Here is a 16,996-nt window from a genome sequence, read left to right as displayed (position 1 = left end):
CCCGGCAATCCCGCGCGATATGGAAGACGTCTCACAGCCCCGTCAGATCGCTCATCAGGCCGGACGCCACCGACAGCCGCGACACGGTGATGTCGCCGCCCTCGGTCAGCGCCTGCAGCCGCTCGCGGATGCGTCCGACCCGTTCGCCGCCGGCCTCCAGCCATGCCGTCACCGGATCCGCCGCCTCGGCATGGCTGGTGAGTGCCGCCACGGCGATGCCGCGCCTGGCCGCGCCGATCGTGTCGGTGGCACGGGAAAGCGCCAGTTGATCGTAATAATCCGAGGGGGTGATCGAGCGCGCCGCATCTTCGACGCGCGGGATGCGGAAGACATCGCTGACCGCGAAAAACGCCTTGGCGGCAGCGACGATGCCAGCATTCGCCGTCCGCGCCGTCAGGGCAATGTCGGGGATGAGTTCCGCCACATCGGTCAACGCCAGTTGTTCGGCAAGGCTCCCCGGCGCGCCGCCCTTCGACAGATTGTGCCGCCGCTCTTCGATCCGCTCGCGCGAGAAGGCCGGCAGCAGCGAAACCAGCTTCGGCTCCAGCGCCTTGCGCGCGTCCTGCAACTCGGCGATCCGCTGCCCGAGCGGCGCGGTGCCGGCATCGTTCTTCAGGTACCAGCCGCTCGTCACATAGATCAGCCGGCTGACCGCCTGATAAAGGTCGAGCTGGATCTGCCCGTCGATCTGGTTGTCGAGCGCGTCGATCTGGCGATAGAGCGCCGGCAGCGCAAATCCATCCCGAACCACGGCGAAGGTGCGCACGACATCGGCGGCACTGCGGCCGGTTGTTTCCTGCAGCCGGTTGACGAAGGACGGACCGCCGCGATTGACCAGATCATTGGCGACGACACGGGCGATGATCTCGCGGCGCAGCCGATGGCCGTGGATTTCCGCAGCATATTTCTTTGCCATGCGATCAGGGAAATAGCCCATGAGATCACGGTCGAAATGCGGATCGTCGGGCACGTCGCTGGCGACGATATCGGAAAACAGCACGATCTTGGCATAGGCAAGCAGCACGCCGAGCTCGGCCCGGGTCAGCGGCTCGCCGCGCGTCTCGCGCTCGACAAGGGCCGCCGGCGACGGCAGCGCCTCGACGGCACGGTCGAGCAGTCCGCGCGCCTCCAGCGCCGCCATGAAGCGGCTCTGATGGGCGATGTCGGCGAGGCCGCGCTTGCGGGCAAGCGACAGCGCCAGCGTCTGCTGGTAATTGTTGGACAGCACCAGGGCGCTGACCTCATCGGTCATCTCGGCCAGCAATTTGTTGCGCGCCGGCCGGGTCAACGATCCCTTGCGCATCGCGGAAGCCAGCGCGATCTTGATGTTGACCTCGACGTCGGAACAGTTCACGCCGCCAGAATTGTCGATCGCATCTGAGTTGCAGCGGCCGCCATTCAATCCGAATTCGATGCGCGCCCGTTGCGTGACGCCGAGATTGGCGCCCTCACCGATCACCTTGGCGCGCAGGTCGAGCGCGGTGATGCGGATCGCGTCATTGGCACGGTCGCCGACATCCTGGTTGGTCTCGCCCGATGCCCTGACATAGGTGCCGATGCCGCCGAACCACAAAAGGTCCGCCGGCGCCTTGAGGATGGCACTCATGATCTCGACCGGCGTGGCCGTTGTCTTGCCGAGGCCGATCGCTGCAGCCGCGGCGGCCGGCAAGGTGATCGACTTCTGGCTGCGCGAGACGATGATGCCACCTTCGGACAGCTTCGTCTTGTCGTAATCCTGCCAGCTTGAGCGGGCGAGAGCGAACATACGCCGGCGCTCGGCCATCGAAGCCGCCATGTCGGGATCGGGATCGATGAAGATGTCGCGATGATCGAAGGCGGCGATCAGCCGGGTCTGCTCCGACAGCAGCATGCCGTTGCCGAACACGTCGCCCGACATGTCGCCAACGCCGACGACGGTGAACGGAGTGGTTTGGATGTCGCGGTTCATCTCGCGAAAATGCCGCTTGACCGCTTCCCAGGCGCCCTTGGCGGTGATGCCCATCTTCTTGTGGTCGTAACCGGCCGAACCACCGCTGGCGAAAGCGTCGTCGAGCCAGAAGCCGTGCTTTTCACTGATGGCGTTGGCGATGTCCGAGAAGGTCGCCGTGCCCTTGTCCGCGGCGACGACGAAATACGGATCGTCCTGGTCGCGCCGCACCACGCCGGCCGGCGGGATGACGCCGTCCAGGCCGATATTATCGGTGATCGACAACAGGCTGGAAACGTAATTCTTGTAGGCGGCTGTGCCGGCCTCGAAAATGGCGTCGCGCCCGGCGCTCATCGGCAGCTTTTTCGGGTAGAAACCGCCCTTGGCGCCAACCGGCACGATCACCGCATTCTTGACCTGCTGTGCCTTGACCAGGCCGAGCACTTCGGTGCGATAGTCCTGGGCACGGTCCGACCATCGCAGGCCGCCGCGCGCGACCGGACCGAAGCGCAGATGCACACCCTCGACCTCAGAGCCATAGACGAAGATCTCTCGCCATGGCCGCGGCGCCGGCAGCCCGTCCACCGATTGCGAATCGAGCTTGATCGCCAGCGATTGGCCTTTCTCCTTCGTATCGGCAACGAAATGATTGGTGCGCAGCGAGGCTTCGATCAGGTTCAGATAACGGCGGATGATGGTGTCGTCATCGATGTTGGGAACGTCTTCCAGCGCATCCGTGATCTTGGCCTTCAAATGTTTGGCCTGGACGACGCCTTCCGTTTCCGCCGTCGGGCCGAGGCGGGCGACGAACAGCGCATGCAGGCCGCGGGCGATCTCGGGATAGCGATTGAGCGCGGCGGCGATGAAATCCTGGCTCTGCGGGATACCGGCCTGCTGCAGATAGCGGCCATAGGCGCGCAGGACGGTGATCTCGCCCGACCACAGGCCGGCGGTCTGGGCAAGGCCGTTATAGCCGTCATTGTCGACATCGCCGCGCCAGACGGAAAGGAACGCATCCTCGAACAGCGCGCCGCCATTGCCGAGGTCGATCGGCCTGCCGTAGCTGTTCTCGAGTTCCATGTCGTGGATGAAGACCATGCCGGATTGATTGTCGCCGACCTCGAAAGTGCGCTCGCTGATGACGCGGAAACCGATGTTTTCCAGCACCGGCACGCGCCGCGACAGCGCCACTGGGCTGCCGTGGTGATAGATCTTCAGCGCCGCCTGATGCGGCTTCTGGCCGGCGTGACGGTAATAGTCGATGGCGATCGGATTTGACGCATCGAGCTTGGCGATGCGCCCGGCGTCGGCCAGCGCCACGGCCGGCGGAAAACTGTCGCGATAGCTTTCCGAAAAACGTGAGGCGATGGCAGTGAGTCTCGCATCGGCGCCGGTCTCTGTCGCGGTCTCGCGCAGTGCATCGTCCCAGGTCCGTACGATGTCGCGGATCGCCGCCTCGATCGTTGCCTGCTCGACCTTCGGCGTCTTGCCGCCGGAGCGGCCGATGATGAAATGGACACGCGCCAGCCCGCCTTCCGGGAACGCCGGATAATAGGCCGACAGCCGGCCTTCGAAAACGGTCTTCAAATACGTGCCGATCTTCTCGCGCACGACGCTGTCGTAGCGGTCGCGCGGCACGAAGACGAGCACGGAGACGAAGCGGTCGAACTGGTCGACACGCACCAACGCCCTGACGCGCGGCCGTTCGATCAACCCGAGGATGGCGCTGGCATGCTTGCGCAGGATCGGCACCGGAACCTGGAACAGCTCGTCGCGCGGATAGCTCTCCAGCACGTTGATCAATGCCTTGCCGGAATGGTCGCTTGGATTGAAGCCGGATTTGGCGATGACGGTTTCCGCCTTCGAGCGCAGATAGGGGATTTTCATCACCGAGCGCGTATAGGCGGTCGACGTGAACAGGCCGACGATGCGGAGCTCGCCCGAAAGCACGCCTTTGCCGGTGTAGGTCTTGACGCCGATGTAGTCGAGGTAGATGCGGCGGTGCACCGATGACTTGGCGTTGGCCTTGGTGACAATCAGCGGTTCCGGCCCATGCAGGAAGGCGCGGATTTCCGGCGTCGTGCTTACCGCTTCGGTGCCGCGCCTGAGCACCAGCACGTCAGGATCGGAAAGGATGCCGAGGCCGGGCTTTTCGGCGCGCTCGAGCATGCCGCTCGTCTCGCCGCCGGTGTAGTTGAATTCGCGCATGCCGAGGAAGGTGAAATTGTCGTCGCGCAGCCATTCGAGGAAGGCGATCGCCTCGTTGACATGGGCCTTGTCGAGCGGCACTGGCGAGTAGCGGAATTCCGAGATCGCCTGGTCGAGGCGGGCGAGCATCGGCTTCCAGTCGGTGACGGCGGCGCGCACTTGGCCGAGCAGCTTGGTCAGGCGTGCGGCCAGACCTTCAGCCTGCTCGGCCGAAAGGCGGCCGATATGGACATGGATGACGCTCAGCCGGTCATGGCTGTGGTCGCCCTTGGCATAACCCCCGTCGCCGAGGATTTCCTCGACGCCGTTTTTGCCGTGCCTGACGACTATGACCGGGTGGGTAACCAGCAGCGGCTCGCCGGCGCTCTCGGTGATCTCGCCAAGAACGGAATCGAAAAGGAACGGCATGTTGTCGTTGACGACGGTGATCACCGTCATCGGCCGGCCCTGGCGGACGACACCGGAATCGACGTCGATGGCAACGACACAGTCGTCCTTCTGGTGCCTGGCCACGGCGCGGCCGGCGAGTTCGGCAGCGCGTTCGAGATCGATGACGTCGTAGGCGGCGACATCTTCGGCCGGAGCTCGGGCCAGCAGGTAGTCGGCAAGCCTGCCGGGCTTTTCGCCACCCGCGGCTTCACCCCTCGTCAGGCCGGCTTTTTTCAACCGGCTCGCTGACTTTACACTGGCCATGAGTCCCTCCCGTCGCATGTTTTTGCGGCTATGCTAACAGATGACGGGTATTTGGCGACAAAGGTTTGACGGCTTGCGACGAAATGTCGGAATTCACCGGCAGCCTGGCGAAAAACGAGGAGAAATCCGCCATGACGGACAAAATCACCGCGCTTGACCTGGCACCGGCGGAGCTGAGCGACGCGACTAGGGCCTATTTCGCCAAATGCCGGGAGAAACTCGGCCTCGTTCCCAATGTGCTACTCGCCTATGCCTTCGACGAGAAGAAGCTGCGCGCTTTCACCGACATGTACAATGACTTGATGCTGGGCGAATCCGGCCTGTCGAAACTCGAGCGCGAGATGATCGCGGTGGCCGTCTCTTCGGTCAACCATTGCTACTATTGCCTGGCCGCGCATGGCGCGGCGGTGCGCCAGCTTTCCGGCGACCCCGCCTTCGGCGAGATGATGGTAATGAATTTTCGCGCCGCCAAGCTGTCGGACAGGCAACGCGCCATGCTCGAATTCGCCGTGAAGCTGACCGAGCAGCCGGCAAAGATCGTCGAAGCGGACCGGGCGGCGCTGCGGCAAGTCGGCTTTTCCGACCGCGACATATGGGATGTCGCCTCGACCGCGGCATTCTTCAACATGTCGAACCGGCTGGCATCGGCAATCGATATGCGGCCGAACGATGAATACCACGCGATGGCGCGATAGGGCACCGCCGTTGCGAGCCAACCGCACATCATATTAGCTACTTCGCATTCTCGTTGCTTGTTTGCCGGTTTGGTCCGATGATCGGCTGCGGCATGACCGCATGCCGGTTCGATGCCGCCGATCAGAGGAGGAGAACATGGCAAAATTTCTCTACGTCTATCACGGCTCGGGCAAGATGCCGACCGAGGAGTCCGAACGGAAGGCAGCAATGGATGCCTGGAACGGCTGGTATGGCAAGCTTGGCTCAGCCGTGGTCGACGGTGGCAATCCAGTCGGCATGTCGAAGACCGTACTGCCTGGCGGCAAGGTCGAGAACAACGGCGGCAGCAATCCGACCGCTGGTTACACCATCATCGAAGCAAAAGACATCGACGATGCTGTCGGCAAGGCCAAGGATTGTCCTATCTTGACCGACCCAGCCTTTAGTATCGAGATCGCGCCGATCATCGAAATGGGTTGACGCGCCGGCTCAGGACCGCGCCGCGATCGCCGCCGCAGCGCCGGCCATGGTACCGGCGCTGATGCGGTTGGCGATCTTCATCGCCCGCTTGCTTCTCAAGAGCTTGCGCGCCTGCGATGCGGCGAGCACCCAGGTCAAATCGATGGCGACCAGGACCACTGCCATGGTCGCCGTCAGCTCGACCCAGCCGACCACGCTGACCGAACCGAGATCGATGATGGTCGGCAGCAGCGCCAGATAGAACATCATGATCTTGGGGTTGCCGAGCGTTACCGCCATGCCGGCAAAGAACAGTCTGGCGGGCGAATCTTCGCGCGGCAGCGAACCCTCCTTCGCCTCGACCGGTGCCGTCCACATCTTCCAGGCAAGCCAGCCGAGATAGGCGACGCCGACCCACTTCACGACGACGAAGGCAAAATGGAACGTCTGCGCTACCACGGCGAGACCAAACACCGCCAGTGACAGCCAGATCGCTTCGCCGATCCACATGGCAAGCAGGAATGGAAACACGTCGCGGAAGCCCTTTGCGATGACCCGCGCCACAAGAGCGGCGATCGACGGGCCGGGCGAGCCGGCGGCAACAAGCAGGGCGCCGGCAAAAATCAGCAGCGACGTGAAATGCATGACGGGGTCTCGTTTGAAGTGTTTGGGGTGTTCAACATAACCCAACTGTTCCGGCGACGGTAGGGTCTACCGAAAGAAGGCTTGTCCGCCAGGCACCTTACGGCTAGAGATGTCGTTCCGAAATCCTTTCCGAGCTTCACTTTGCCTACGTAACCGCCGGTCTCGTCAACTCCCTCAACACAGAGCAGGGCGTCGCAGTCGCGGTGCCTGTTTTCACATGACCTGTTCTTCAGGGTGGCAGTTCGAGACCGGTTTGGCACTGCTGAACCGCTGTCGCGCATAACCACAGGCGACACCTGATTTCCAACTGCCGCAGTCTCTCGCCACGCCGTGCCCGCAAGGGGTTCTCGATATCGCCGATCTGACGAACTTCCCGACGGGAAGGGCTTTTCGGCATGCCTTCGATACTGCGCATCCGCTGGGCGATCGCGCCCAAAACCGCACCTCGACCTCACCTCAACTGCAATCGCTGCGGCGGCCTGAAAGCCTATCGCTGCAGCGGCAAATTCCGCGTCAATGCCAATGGCAAGCGCATTTGATGCCTGGTTGATCTACCGCTGCATCGACTGCGACAATTCCTGGAATTTCGGCATTCTGGAGCGCTGCAGCCGCCGGGATATCGAACCGGCAATATTGCAGGCGCTCGAAAGCAACGATCCGGTCCTGGCGCGGCGCCATGCCTTCGATGTTGCCGCATTGCGAAGCAGTATCGGGCGCGTCGAGGAGTTCCCCGAAGCCGCCGTTCAAAAGGAGGTGCTCGGGGATAGACCGGAAAATACCAGCGCGCTCGAACTCCAGCTCTGGCTCGAAATGCCGACAGCGCTGCGGCTCGACCGGTTACTCGCCAGCGAACTCGGTGTCTCGCGATCGCGGCTTCAGGTTTGGGAAGAGAAACGATTGCTGGTGGTTGGTCCGGACGGAGCCAAAGCCTTGCGCAGGCCGGCGCGGACGGGAACGGCGATCCGCATCCACCTGTCTGGCGAACCAGACCGGGACGATATCATTTCGGCTGCCGGCGGATGAGGCGACGGGAAGGGCATCCGCAATCGGAGACAGTTGCGGCCAGGGGTCAATCGCCCTCTTTGGAGGCCGAGCCGATCAAACCCTTGGCCGCATCGGGATCGCTGTCGGCGACTTGCACATGAATCAAGCCGAGCCTGCCCGTGTCGAGAAGATAATTCGCGAGAGCACAAATTCCATACGCGTCGAGCATCGACACGCAAACTTCGGCCTCGGGTCGATTGTCTATATGACAGCCGTGACCAGTTTACCGCTCACTGCGCGGTATTGCCCTTTATGCCGCGCCGACCACTTTCGCCGACTTCTCAAAACGCTTGCGCTCGTTCGGGTCGAGATAGAGCTTGCGCAGGCGGATGGTCTTCGGCGTCACTTCGACCAGCTCGTCGTCCTGGATCCAGGCCAGCGCGCGTTCCAGCGTCATGCGGATCGGCGGCGTCAGCTTCACCGCCTCGTCCTTGCCGGCGGCGCGGATGTTGGTCAGCTTCTTGCCCTTGAGCACGTTGACCTCGAGATCGTTGTCCCTGGAATGGATGCCGATGATCATGCCCTGATAGACCTTGACGCCGGGATCGATGACCATCGGGCCGCGGTCTTCCAGGTTCCACATGGCATAGGCCACCGATTCACCCTGTTCGTTGGAGATCAGCACGCCGTTGGTGCGGCCCGGCAGCTCGCCCTTATAAGGCTCGTAGGCATGGAACAGCCGGTTCATTACCGCGGTGCCGCGCGTGTCGGTCAACAGTTCCGACTGGTAGCCGATCAGGCCGCGCGTCGGCGCGTGGAAGACGATGCGCTGGCGATTGCCGCCCGAAGGGCGCAACTCGACCATCTCGGCCTTGCGCTCCGACATCTTCTGCACGACGACGCCGGCATGCTCCTCGTCGACGTCGATGACGACTTCCTCGACCGGCTCCAGCAATTCGCCGTTATCGCCCTTCTGCATGACGACGCGCGGCCGCGACACGGCGATCTCAAAACCTTCGCGGCGCATCGTCTCGATCAGTACGGCCAGCTGCAATTCGCCGCGGCCGGAAACGAAGAACGAATCCTTGTCAGGTGATTCCTCGATCTTCAGCGCGACATTGCCTTCGGCCTCGCGCAACAGGCGGTCGCGGATGACGCGGCTGGTCACCTTGTCGCCTTCGGTACCGGCCAGCGGCGAATCGTTGACGAGGAAAGACATCGTCACCGTCGGCGGATCGATCGGCTGCGCGTGCAGCGGCTCGGTCACCGACAGGTCGCAGAAGGTGTCGGCGACAGTGCCTTTCGACAGGCCGGCGATGGCGACGATGTCGCCCGCCTGCGCTTCCTCGATGGGCTGGCGCTCGAGCCCGCGGAAGGCGAGGATCTTCGAAATGCGGCCGGTTTCGACCTGGGTGCCGTCATGGTGCAGCACCTTGACCGCCTGGTTGGATTTCAGCGTGCCGGATTCGATACGGCCGGTGATGATGCGGCCGAGGAACGGATTGGCTTCCAGGATGGTGCCGATCATGCGGAACGGGCCGGGATGAACGGTCGGCGCCGGCACGTGCTTGATGACGAGGTCGAACAGCGGCGCCAGAGCCTGGTCCTTCGGGCCTTCGGGGTTTTCCGAGACCCAGCCGTCGCGGCCTGAACCGTAAAGGATAGGAAAGTCGAGCTGCTCGTCGGTAGCGTCAAGTGCTGCGAAAAGGTCGAACACCTCGTTGACCACTTCGACATGGCGCGCATCCGGCCGGTCGATCTTGTTGATGACGACGATCGGCTTCAGTCCAACCTTGAGCGCCTTGCCGACGACGAATTTGGTCTGCGGCATCGGGCCCTCGGCGGCGTCGACCAGCACGATGGCCGAATCCACCATCGACAGGATGCGCTCGACCTCGCCGCCGAAATCGGCGTGGCCGGGCGTGTCGACGATGTTGATGCGGGTATCCTTCCAGTCGACCGAGGTCGCCTTGGCCAGGATGGTGATGCCGCGTTCCTTTTCAAGATCGTTTGAATCCATGGCGCGCTCGGCGACGCGCTGGTTGTCGCGGAACGAGCCGGACTGTTTCAGGAGCTGGTCGACGAGGGTGGTTTTTCCATGGTCGACGTGCGCGATGATCGCGATATTGCGGATTTTCATGTTTCGGTCTCGGGAGCGTTGCAGGCAGCAGGCCAAAAGGCGCTGCCTCTTTCGGTTGGGCGGCTCATACAGGGTTTTTCGCATTTGCGAAAGAGGAGGCGAGCCACCAAATAAAGTCACCAAATCTTAAATGTCTTGGTGTGAAGTGGAATTATTAACCAAGGCGGAACCTTTCGTGGTCCGGACAGTTCGAATTTCATGATCGAGACAGGCATCAAACTCCGGCCGATTTTGGCATGTACCGCGCTCGCCGTCCTCCTCGCGGCAAGCGCGGCGCAATCGGCCGCGCCGCCCAAGGAGACGCGGTCTGCTCTGCCGTCCGACAAGCGCTCGGCAGAGCAGCTTTTTGCCGATGCTCCGGACGGCGTCGACCCGGTGGTGACCGGACCGGTCAGCACCGCCTTCAAGCAAAGGCAAAAAAACGCCGGATGCGACAGAGCCGTCTGGCCCAAGATTCCCGTCGTCTGCTATCCCGATTGATGCACATCCACCTTCCGGGTGGTCCTAAAAGGCAATCTCACGCCGATCGCACCGGATCGAGCGTGACCTTGTAGAGTTCGCTGTCGTCGCGATCCATCAGCCGCACCGTCAACTGCTCGGTGGCTCCATCGATGTCGACGAGCCCGAAGAACTGCAGGCCGGCCGACGGCGGCAGGTTCTGACCCTGTTCGGCGGTCGGTGCCTTGATGAACCTCAGCTCCGGGCCGAAAGTCATGTCGAAATCATTCGGTCCGAATGTGCCGGCGTGGATCGGACCCGAAACGAATTCCCAGAACGGATTGAAGTCCTGGAACTGCGCCTTGTCCGGATTGTAATAATGCGCGGCTGTGTAATGCACGTCTGCGGTTAGCCAGACGGTATTGCTGATCCCCGCGTTCTTTATATAGCGAAGGAGGTCGGCAATTTCCAGCTCGCGCCCCTTGGCCGGGCCATTGTCGCCATTGCTGATTGCCTCAGCCCCGACCTTCTTGGTGCCGTCGTTCCAGACGACGAGGCCGAGCGGCATGTCGGCGGCGATGATTTTCCAGGTTGCATTGGAATTCGCCAGCTCGCGCTTCAGCCATTTCGTCTGTTGTTCGCCGAGGGTGCGCGATTGCGGCGTCATCGTCTCCTGCATATTCGGACCGTTGGGGCCGCGATAGGAACGCATGTCGAGCAAGAACACGTCGAGCAGCGGCCCATAGGCGATTTTGCGGTAGACACGGCCGGGCTCCGACGGCTCGTAGCGGATCGTCGTCATTTCGTGGAAGGCGCGCGCCGCGCGTGCCGCCAGTACATGGATGGATTTTTCGGTGTAGCGGTCGTCGGCGCTCAGATCCTTCGAATCCGACCAGTTGTTCACCACCTCGTGGTCGTCCCACTGGTAGAACGTCGGGCAGATGGCGTTCAGCGCCAGCACGTTCCTGTCCATCAAATTGTATTTCCACTGACCCCGGTATTCGTCCAGCGTCTCGGCAACCTTGCGTTTTTCGTCGATCAGCACGGTGTTCTTCCACTTGCCGCCGCCGGGCAGGTCGATCTCGTCCTTCATCGCGCCATCGGCATAGATCGTATCGCCCGAATGCAGGAAGAAGTCCGGCGTGTGCTTGGCGATCGTGGCGTAGGTCTTCATGCCGGTGTCGTCGATGCCCCAGCCCTGGCCGGCGGTGTCGCCCGACCAAGCGAAACGAATGTCGCGCTTCGAGGCAGGTGCCGTGCGGAAGCGGCCGACGATCGGCTCGGAAACGGCGTTGATATCGGAAAGATCGGCCGCGACCATACGGTAGAAGATGTCCTGGTCGGAGGTGAGATCGGTAAGCAGCCGCTTCACCGTATAGTCGCTGGCCGGCGAGCTATCGAGCGGCGCCAGGCGGACGGCATTGGCGAAGCTCTCCGTCGACGACACTTCGAACATGACGCGCGACGGCCGGTCCGTGCGCGCCCAGACCATGCCGCTGGTCGCGTCGACGTCGCCGGATTGGATCCCGTGGGTAAAGGCCGGGCGCTGATTGGCGCGCGAGTAATAGGGAAGCGCGAGGCCCGACGCGCCGACCAGGCCAACGGCGCTGGCCGACGTGACGAAAGCGCGCCGCGTCATCGAAATCTTGTTCATGGCTGTCTCCTGGATGGCGTTGAACGTCGCCGCCAAGCTCCAGCTTCAATGTTTCAGGCACATTTCGAAACGATGAAGGTTTGATAACAGTGAACAGGCGGGCGATCTCCCCCTCAACGGGGGAGATTAGCACTCAACTGTCGCACCCTAAGCCGCCTGCGGTTCCGGCTCGAAGGCCGGGCGGCTGGTGTTGATCAGCAGCGAGATGCAGGCGGCGGCTATTGCCGTCATACCGGCGATCAGGAAGGCAAGCTCGTAATTGCCTTGCAGCTCGCGCATGGTGCCGCCGAAGAAGGCCGCTGTCGCGGCGCCAACCTGATGGCCGGCGACGATCCAGCCGAAGACGATCGGTCCGCTGCGGTCGCCGAACGCCTCGTTGGAAAGCCTCAGCGTCGGCGGCACCGTGGCGATCCAGTCCAGTCCGTAAAACACGGCGAAGATGATCAGGCTGGTTGCCGAAAAGCCGGAATAGGGCAGATAGATCAACGACAGGCCGCGGATGCCGTAATAGACGCCGAGCAGCTTGCGCGGGTCGAAACGGTCGGTGAGCCAGCCCGATAGCGTCGTGCCGATCAGGTCGAAAATGCCCATCATCGACAGCAGGCCGGCGGCTTGCACTTCGCCTATGCCCATGTCGCCGCAAAAGGCGATCAGGTGCGTGCCGACCAGCCCGTTGGTGGTGAAGCCGCAGACGAAGAAAGTGGCGAACAGATACCAGAACACCCGCGTGCCGGCGGCGCGGCGCAGCGTGCTCAGCGTATGCGAAAGGAAATTGCCTTGCGCGGCTGGCGGCGCCGGCGGCACGTCGTCGGCATCGGCGCCATAGCGGACCATGCCGATCGAGGCCGGGCGCTCCGGCACCAGCATATAGACCAGCGGCACCAGGCAGGCGGTGGCCATTGCAATGGCGATGGCGACCGGCTTCCAGCCGCCTGACTGGGCGAGCGAGGCGAGCAGCGGCAGGAAGACCAGCAGCCCGGTGGCGCTGGACGCCGACATCAGTCCCATCACCAGGCCGCGATTGGTCTTGAACCAGCGGTTGACGATGGTTGCGCCGAGCACGGTGGCGACGGCGCCCGAGCTGACGCCGGAAAACACGCCCCAGGTGAGGAGCAGATGCCAGGGCTTGGTCATCAACAGGCTGAGCGCGGTCGATCCCGACATCAAAAGCAGCGCGGCAAGCAAGGTGCGGCGCAGCCCGATCCGCTCCATCAGCGCCGCGGCAAACGGCCCGGTCAGGCCATAGAGGAAGATGCCAGTGGCAGCGGCCAGCGAGACGACGTCGCGCCGCCAGCCGAAACTATTCTCCAGCGGCAGCATCATGACTGCCGGCGCCGAACGCAGGCCCGCTGCGATCAGCAGGCAAAGGAAGATGACGGCGACCACGACGAAAGCGTAGCGCTGGCCAAACGGGCGGGATTGAGCTATCATGTTACTGACCGGTACGTTGCAGGAGCGCGAAACATACGTACCGACCGGTAACATTGTCAACCAGCTAATCGGTACACCAGACATGAAAAGCATTGAACCAACGATCAAGGCGAATGACGCATCGCCGCCTCGCGCCGCCGAACGGATTCTCCAGGTGGCGCGCGACCTGTTTTACCGGCAAGGCATCAGGGCGATCGGCGTCGACGAGATCGTGCGGCGTGCCGGCGTCACCAAGCCCAGCCTTTACCGCAGCTTTCCGTCCAAGGATGAGCTGGCCGCATCCTATCTCCGGCACTATGACCTCGAATTTTGGGAGCGCTTCGACGAGGCGGTGAATGCCCATCCCGGCGATCCGCGCGCGCAGATCGTCGCCTTCCTGACGCGTGTCGGCAAGCGTACGCAAAAGCCCGACTATCGCGGCTGCGGCATGACCAATGCCGCGGTCGAATATCCCGAACATGGCCATCCGGCCCGCGTCGTGAGCGAGGCCAACAAGCAGGAATTGCGCCGGCGCCTGCGTGCCATGGCGGCAGAGATGGGCGCCGGCGACGCCGACACGCTGGGGGACGGGCTGCTGCTCCTGATCGAGGGCGCCTATATCAGCGGCCAGCTGTTCGGTGTCGGCGGGCCGGCGCAGTCGGTCGCCCGCAACGCCGACCTTCTGATCGAGGCAAGCTTGAAGAAATAGCGTTCCGTTTACCAGATCACTGTGAGCAGCCTGAGTTCGTCTAGGCTGCTGCTAGATTTGACGGTACGCTGCGGCAGCCCGAACGGAGTTGTCCGCCATGCGCGCTCTTTTGATCCCGCTTGCCTTCGCCGGCTTCTGCAACGCCGCCCGGGCTGGCGACATATCCAGCGTCTATACCGATCTCGTCTGGGAGAAGGACTGCGTGACTTATGCCCAGGCGGAGGAAGGCGACGGCGACTGGGCCGACCTCGCCTGTTCGGGTTATGGCGGCTACCCGGTGATGGTTTCCTACGACGACGCGCGGGAATCGCTGTTCTACGGCTTTCCACCCGGCGATATGACCTCGGTCTGGGAAAGCTTTTCCGGCCTCAATTCGGCTGGACCTAAAGTCGAGTGGCGGATCGAAACCAACGGCAAAACTACCATTCCGTTCGCCGTCATTCATCGTCGCTCGATCAGCGATACCGAGGGCGAGAATAAGTCGACGGAAGTGTTGATCGTCGCCAAGGTTGCCCAGCCTGACGCCCACGAAGGCTGCACGATCGGCCTTGTACTCGCCGCCGGCAATCCCGCCGCCAACGATCAGGCGCGCAAGCTTGCCGACGAGAAGGCACGCACCTTCGCCTGCGGCAAGGACAAGCGCGTAGTGATCGGCGACGCGCCCGCTTTCGGCCGCGTCGACAACTGATTATTTGCGCCCGATAATTACTTGCGCTTGGCCCGCTCGATTGCCTCGACGATCATCTTCTTGGCATAGGCCGCATCGTACCAGCCTTCGATCTTGACCCATTTGCCGGGTTCGAGATCCTTGTAGTGCTCGAAGAAATGCTGCACTTGCTGGCGGGTAATGTCAGGCAATTGCGTGTATTCGTGGACGTCCTCGTAGCGTAAGGTCAGCTTGGGCGAAGGCACCGCGATGACCTTCTCGTCCTGGCCCGCATTGTCCTCCATCACCAGCACGCCGATCGGCCGCACATTGATGACGCAGCCTGGCACCAGCGCGCGCGTGTTGCAGACCAGCACGTCGATCGGGTCGCCGTCGCCCGATAGCGTGTGTGGTACGAAACCGTAATTGCCGGGATAGCGCATCGAAGTGTGAAGGAAGCGGTCGACGAACAGCGTGCCGGCCTCTTTGTCCATCTCGTATTTGATCGGCTCGCCGCCGATCGGCACCTCGATAATGACGTTGACGTCCTCGGGCGGGTTCTTTCCGCTGGCAATCGCTTCGATCCGCATCGCTTTATCCCTCTCTCGATTGAAGATCGATAGCGGCCGATGGCGAATGGTGCAATGCGGCGAATGGTACTGGGGGATCGTCCGAACCGAAACCGGCCGGACCATGCGCTGGCCGTCATTCCCAGACGAAAGCGACCTTCTTCAGCGCCTTCTGCTCGAAGATCTCGACGCCCTCGGCCACATCGCGTCCGCCGGCGCCGGCATAGAAGGCAAGTGCGTTCTGATTGTCTTCCAGCGCCCACACCACCATGCCTTTCAGGCCATGGTCGGCCAGCCGTGCCCGTGCGGCTGCGAACAGCCGACTGCCGAGCCCGATGCCTTGATACTCCGGCCGCAAGTAAAGCTCGTAGATCTCGCCCTGCTGCCTGAGTTCACGTGCTCGGTTCTTGCCGATCGTCGCGTATCCGGCAATTTTGCCGCCGATTTCGACGACCAGGACGGTGGCGGCCCGGCGAATGGCATTTGCCCACCAATCGGCACCGCGGCGGTTGATCATCGATGTCAGTGTACGGTGCGGGATGATGCCCGAATAGGCGCCGCGCCAGGCCTCGAGATGCACGTCGGCAATGGCGGCTGCATCGCGTGGTTCGGCTTTCCTGATGTCGATGCTCAGCGTATTCATGATTGGTTAACCATAAACCCGCCGCGCCCGATTGCAAGAGTCCGGTCGGCCGCCGCGATGCTTTCACACAGCCGAACAGTGCGTCCTTGAGACGCTGGAAAACCGCTTTTAGCGAGATCAAATCTCGACCAGATGGTCGTCCAGTTCGTTGCTGTCGCCGGTCGAGACCGGAAAATGCTCGGCCAGTACCGCACCGACCGCTTCGATCGCCTTGACGAACCCGTCGGCAAGCCGATCGTCGCCGGCATGCGCCGTAAGGTCGCGGACGACACCGTCCCAGACATGCTGGCCGACACGAGAATCGATGCCGCTGTCGGCGACCACCTCGGCATAGCGCTCGGCGATCGAGACGAACACCAGCACGCCCGTGCGCGCCGTGGTGCGGTGGACGTTGCGGGCGAGAAACTGCTTCATCGCATTGGCGTGGGCGGCTTGGTAGCGCAGACGCCTCGGAACCAAATGGATGCGCAATGCGGGCAATGCCCACAACAGAATGAGCACACTGGCAAGCGCCAGCAGCTCGGCGATGACGAAATGCGGCAAGCGGATCGACAGCCACCAGGCTTCCAGCCCGTAACCGACGGCGAGGCTGACGATGAGCATGCCTAGCATCGCCATGAAAGCGGCCGGGAAAAAATAGCCGTCGCTGGCATGCGCCATGACGCAGTAGATCTCGCCGTCGGTCTTTGATTCGGCAGCGCGGATCGCATCGGCGATGCGCTCATGATCCTCGGGGCTGATCGGTCGTGTTGCCATGATTGATGTCTCACCAGCTTCCTGAAGAACCGCCGCCGCCGGACGAACCGCCGCCACCTGAAAACCCACCGCCCGAACTTCCGGACGACCAACCGCTGCCGGAACTTCCAGACGACCAGCCACTGCCGGACGAGGTCCCCGACGTCCAGCCAGCGCCACCGGAGGATGACGAAGCTGGCCCACGGCCGTAGCGGAATGTCATGCCCAGCCACTTGTACACGCCCGGCGACAACTTCGTGCCGAAGATCGGCGGCAGGAATGCCATTGCCAGGCCGCCGAAGAACATCGTCGCCCACAGGACGATGAACAGAACGAAGATGGGATCGACAGGATTGTCATTCGCCGGATTGCGCTTGCCGCGGGCTTCCAGCTCTTCGGGATTGCCTTCCAGCACCATGATCATGTCATCGACGGCCTTGCTGATGCCGCCAGAGAAATCG

General features: G+C 62.6%; 16 protein-coding genes and 1 pseudogene. 7 read left to right on the top strand and 10 right to left on the bottom strand.

The window, feature by feature from the left end:
• Positions 1-31: 31 nt before the first annotated feature.
• Complete coding sequence (locus tag NKJ35_RS17910; RefSeq protein WP_352648889.1) at positions 32-4,828, bottom strand: NAD-glutamate dehydrogenase; 4,797 nt, start codon at positions 4,826-4,828, stop codon at positions 32-34.
• A gap of 131 nt (positions 4,829-4,959) precedes the next feature.
• On the opposite strand from NKJ35_RS17910, the gene NKJ35_RS17905 reads away from it, so the two are divergent.
• Both NKJ35_RS17905 and NKJ35_RS17900 read left to right on the top strand, forming a co-directional pair.
• Positions 4,960-5,523: a peroxidase-related enzyme gene (locus NKJ35_RS17905; protein ID WP_352648887.1), complete on the top strand. Its 564-nt coding sequence runs from the start codon at positions 4,960-4,962 to the stop codon at positions 5,521-5,523.
• Between the two features lie 136 nt (positions 5,524-5,659).
• On the top strand, positions 5,660-5,983 hold the full coding sequence (locus NKJ35_RS17900; RefSeq protein WP_352648886.1) for a YciI family protein: 324 nt from the start codon (positions 5,660-5,662) through the stop codon (positions 5,981-5,983).
• Positions 5,984-5,992: 9 nt separating this feature from the next.
• Here NKJ35_RS17900 and NKJ35_RS17895 read toward each other — a convergent pair whose 3' ends face one another.
• The gene (locus tag NKJ35_RS17895) at positions 5,993-6,607 is read right to left on the bottom strand and encodes a LysE family translocator (RefSeq protein ID WP_352648884.1); all 615 of its coding nucleotides are present in this window, start codon (positions 6,605-6,607) and stop codon (positions 5,993-5,995) included.
• Between the two features lie 395 nt (positions 6,608-7,002).
• Between NKJ35_RS17895 and NKJ35_RS17890 the strand changes: the two genes are divergently transcribed.
• Positions 7,003-7,146, top strand: coding sequence for a DUF1062 domain-containing protein (locus tag NKJ35_RS17890; RefSeq protein ID WP_352648883.1), 144 nt, complete (start codon positions 7,003-7,005; stop codon positions 7,144-7,146).
• On the top strand, positions 7,130-7,630 hold the full coding sequence (locus tag NKJ35_RS17885) for a DUF1062 domain-containing protein (protein WP_352648882.1): 501 nt from the start codon (positions 7,130-7,132) through the stop codon (positions 7,628-7,630). Before NKJ35_RS17890 ends, NKJ35_RS17885 begins: the two co-directional genes overlap by 17 nt.
• Before the next feature lie 46 nt (positions 7,631-7,676).
• On the opposite strand, the gene NKJ35_RS17880 is transcribed toward NKJ35_RS17885, so the two are convergent.
• Both NKJ35_RS17880 and typA read right to left on the bottom strand, forming a co-directional pair.
• On the bottom strand, positions 7,677-7,826 hold the full coding sequence (locus NKJ35_RS17880; RefSeq protein WP_352648880.1) for a hypothetical protein: 150 nt from the start codon (positions 7,824-7,826) through the stop codon (positions 7,677-7,679).
• Between the two features lie 75 nt (positions 7,827-7,901).
• Positions 7,902-9,731 (bottom strand): translational GTPase TypA, encoded by a 1,830-nt coding sequence (gene typA / locus NKJ35_RS17875; RefSeq protein WP_254817743.1) that lies wholly within the window; start codon positions 9,729-9,731, stop codon positions 7,902-7,904.
• A 198-nt stretch (positions 9,732-9,929) separates the two neighbouring features.
• On the opposite strand from typA, the gene NKJ35_RS17870 reads away from it, so the two are divergent.
• Positions 9,930-10,211: a hypothetical protein gene (locus NKJ35_RS17870; protein ID WP_352648878.1), complete on the top strand. Its 282-nt coding sequence runs from the start codon at positions 9,930-9,932 to the stop codon at positions 10,209-10,211.
• A gap of 37 nt (positions 10,212-10,248) precedes the next feature.
• Here NKJ35_RS17870 and NKJ35_RS17865 read toward each other — a convergent pair whose 3' ends face one another.
• Positions 10,249-11,823, bottom strand: a complete 1,575-nt coding sequence (locus tag NKJ35_RS17865; RefSeq protein WP_352648876.1) for an alkaline phosphatase D family protein — start codon at positions 11,821-11,823, stop codon at positions 10,249-10,251.
• Positions 11,824-11,970: 147 nt separating this feature from the next.
• Positions 11,971-13,254, bottom strand: a complete 1,284-nt coding sequence (locus tag NKJ35_RS17860) for an MFS transporter (protein WP_352648874.1) — start codon at positions 13,252-13,254, stop codon at positions 11,971-11,973.
• An 82-nt stretch (positions 13,255-13,336) separates the two neighbouring features.
• Between NKJ35_RS17860 and NKJ35_RS17855 the strand changes: the two genes are divergently transcribed.
• Entirely contained in the window at positions 13,337-13,942 is a 606-nt protein-coding gene (locus tag NKJ35_RS17855) for a TetR/AcrR family transcriptional regulator (protein WP_352479549.1), read from the top strand.
• 97 nt (positions 13,943-14,039) lie between these two features.
• Positions 14,040-14,630 (top strand): hypothetical protein, encoded by a 591-nt coding sequence (locus tag NKJ35_RS17850; protein ID WP_352648872.1) that lies wholly within the window; start codon positions 14,040-14,042, stop codon positions 14,628-14,630.
• A gap of 17 nt (positions 14,631-14,647) precedes the next feature.
• On the opposite strand, the gene ppa is transcribed toward NKJ35_RS17850, so the two are convergent.
• The 4 genes and pseudogenes from ppa to NKJ35_RS17830 all read right to left on the bottom strand — a co-directional run.
• A complete protein-coding gene (gene ppa, locus NKJ35_RS17845) occupies positions 14,648-15,178 on the bottom strand; it encodes an inorganic diphosphatase (protein ID WP_023721304.1) in 531 nt (176 codons plus the stop codon).
• A gap of 115 nt (positions 15,179-15,293) precedes the next feature.
• Positions 15,294-15,800: a GNAT family N-acetyltransferase gene (locus NKJ35_RS17840; protein WP_254817749.1), complete on the bottom strand. Its 507-nt coding sequence runs from the start codon at positions 15,798-15,800 to the stop codon at positions 15,294-15,296.
• A 117-nt stretch (positions 15,801-15,917) separates the two neighbouring features.
• Positions 15,918-16,556: a TPM domain-containing protein gene (locus NKJ35_RS17835; RefSeq protein ID WP_352648870.1), complete on the bottom strand. Its 639-nt coding sequence runs from the start codon at positions 16,554-16,556 to the stop codon at positions 15,918-15,920.
• Positions 16,557-16,566: 10 nt separating this feature from the next.
• Positions 16,567-16,996, bottom strand: a pseudogene (locus tag NKJ35_RS17830) (TPM domain-containing protein); the annotation flags it as partial.

Origin of the sequence: Mesorhizobium sp. M0136 (genome assembly GCF_040322515.1) — a bacterium.
GTDB lineage: Bacteria > Pseudomonadota > Alphaproteobacteria > Rhizobiales > Rhizobiaceae > Mesorhizobium.
Note: the sequence above shows the minus strand (reverse complement) of the source record. Positions and strands in the feature narration are given on the sequence as shown.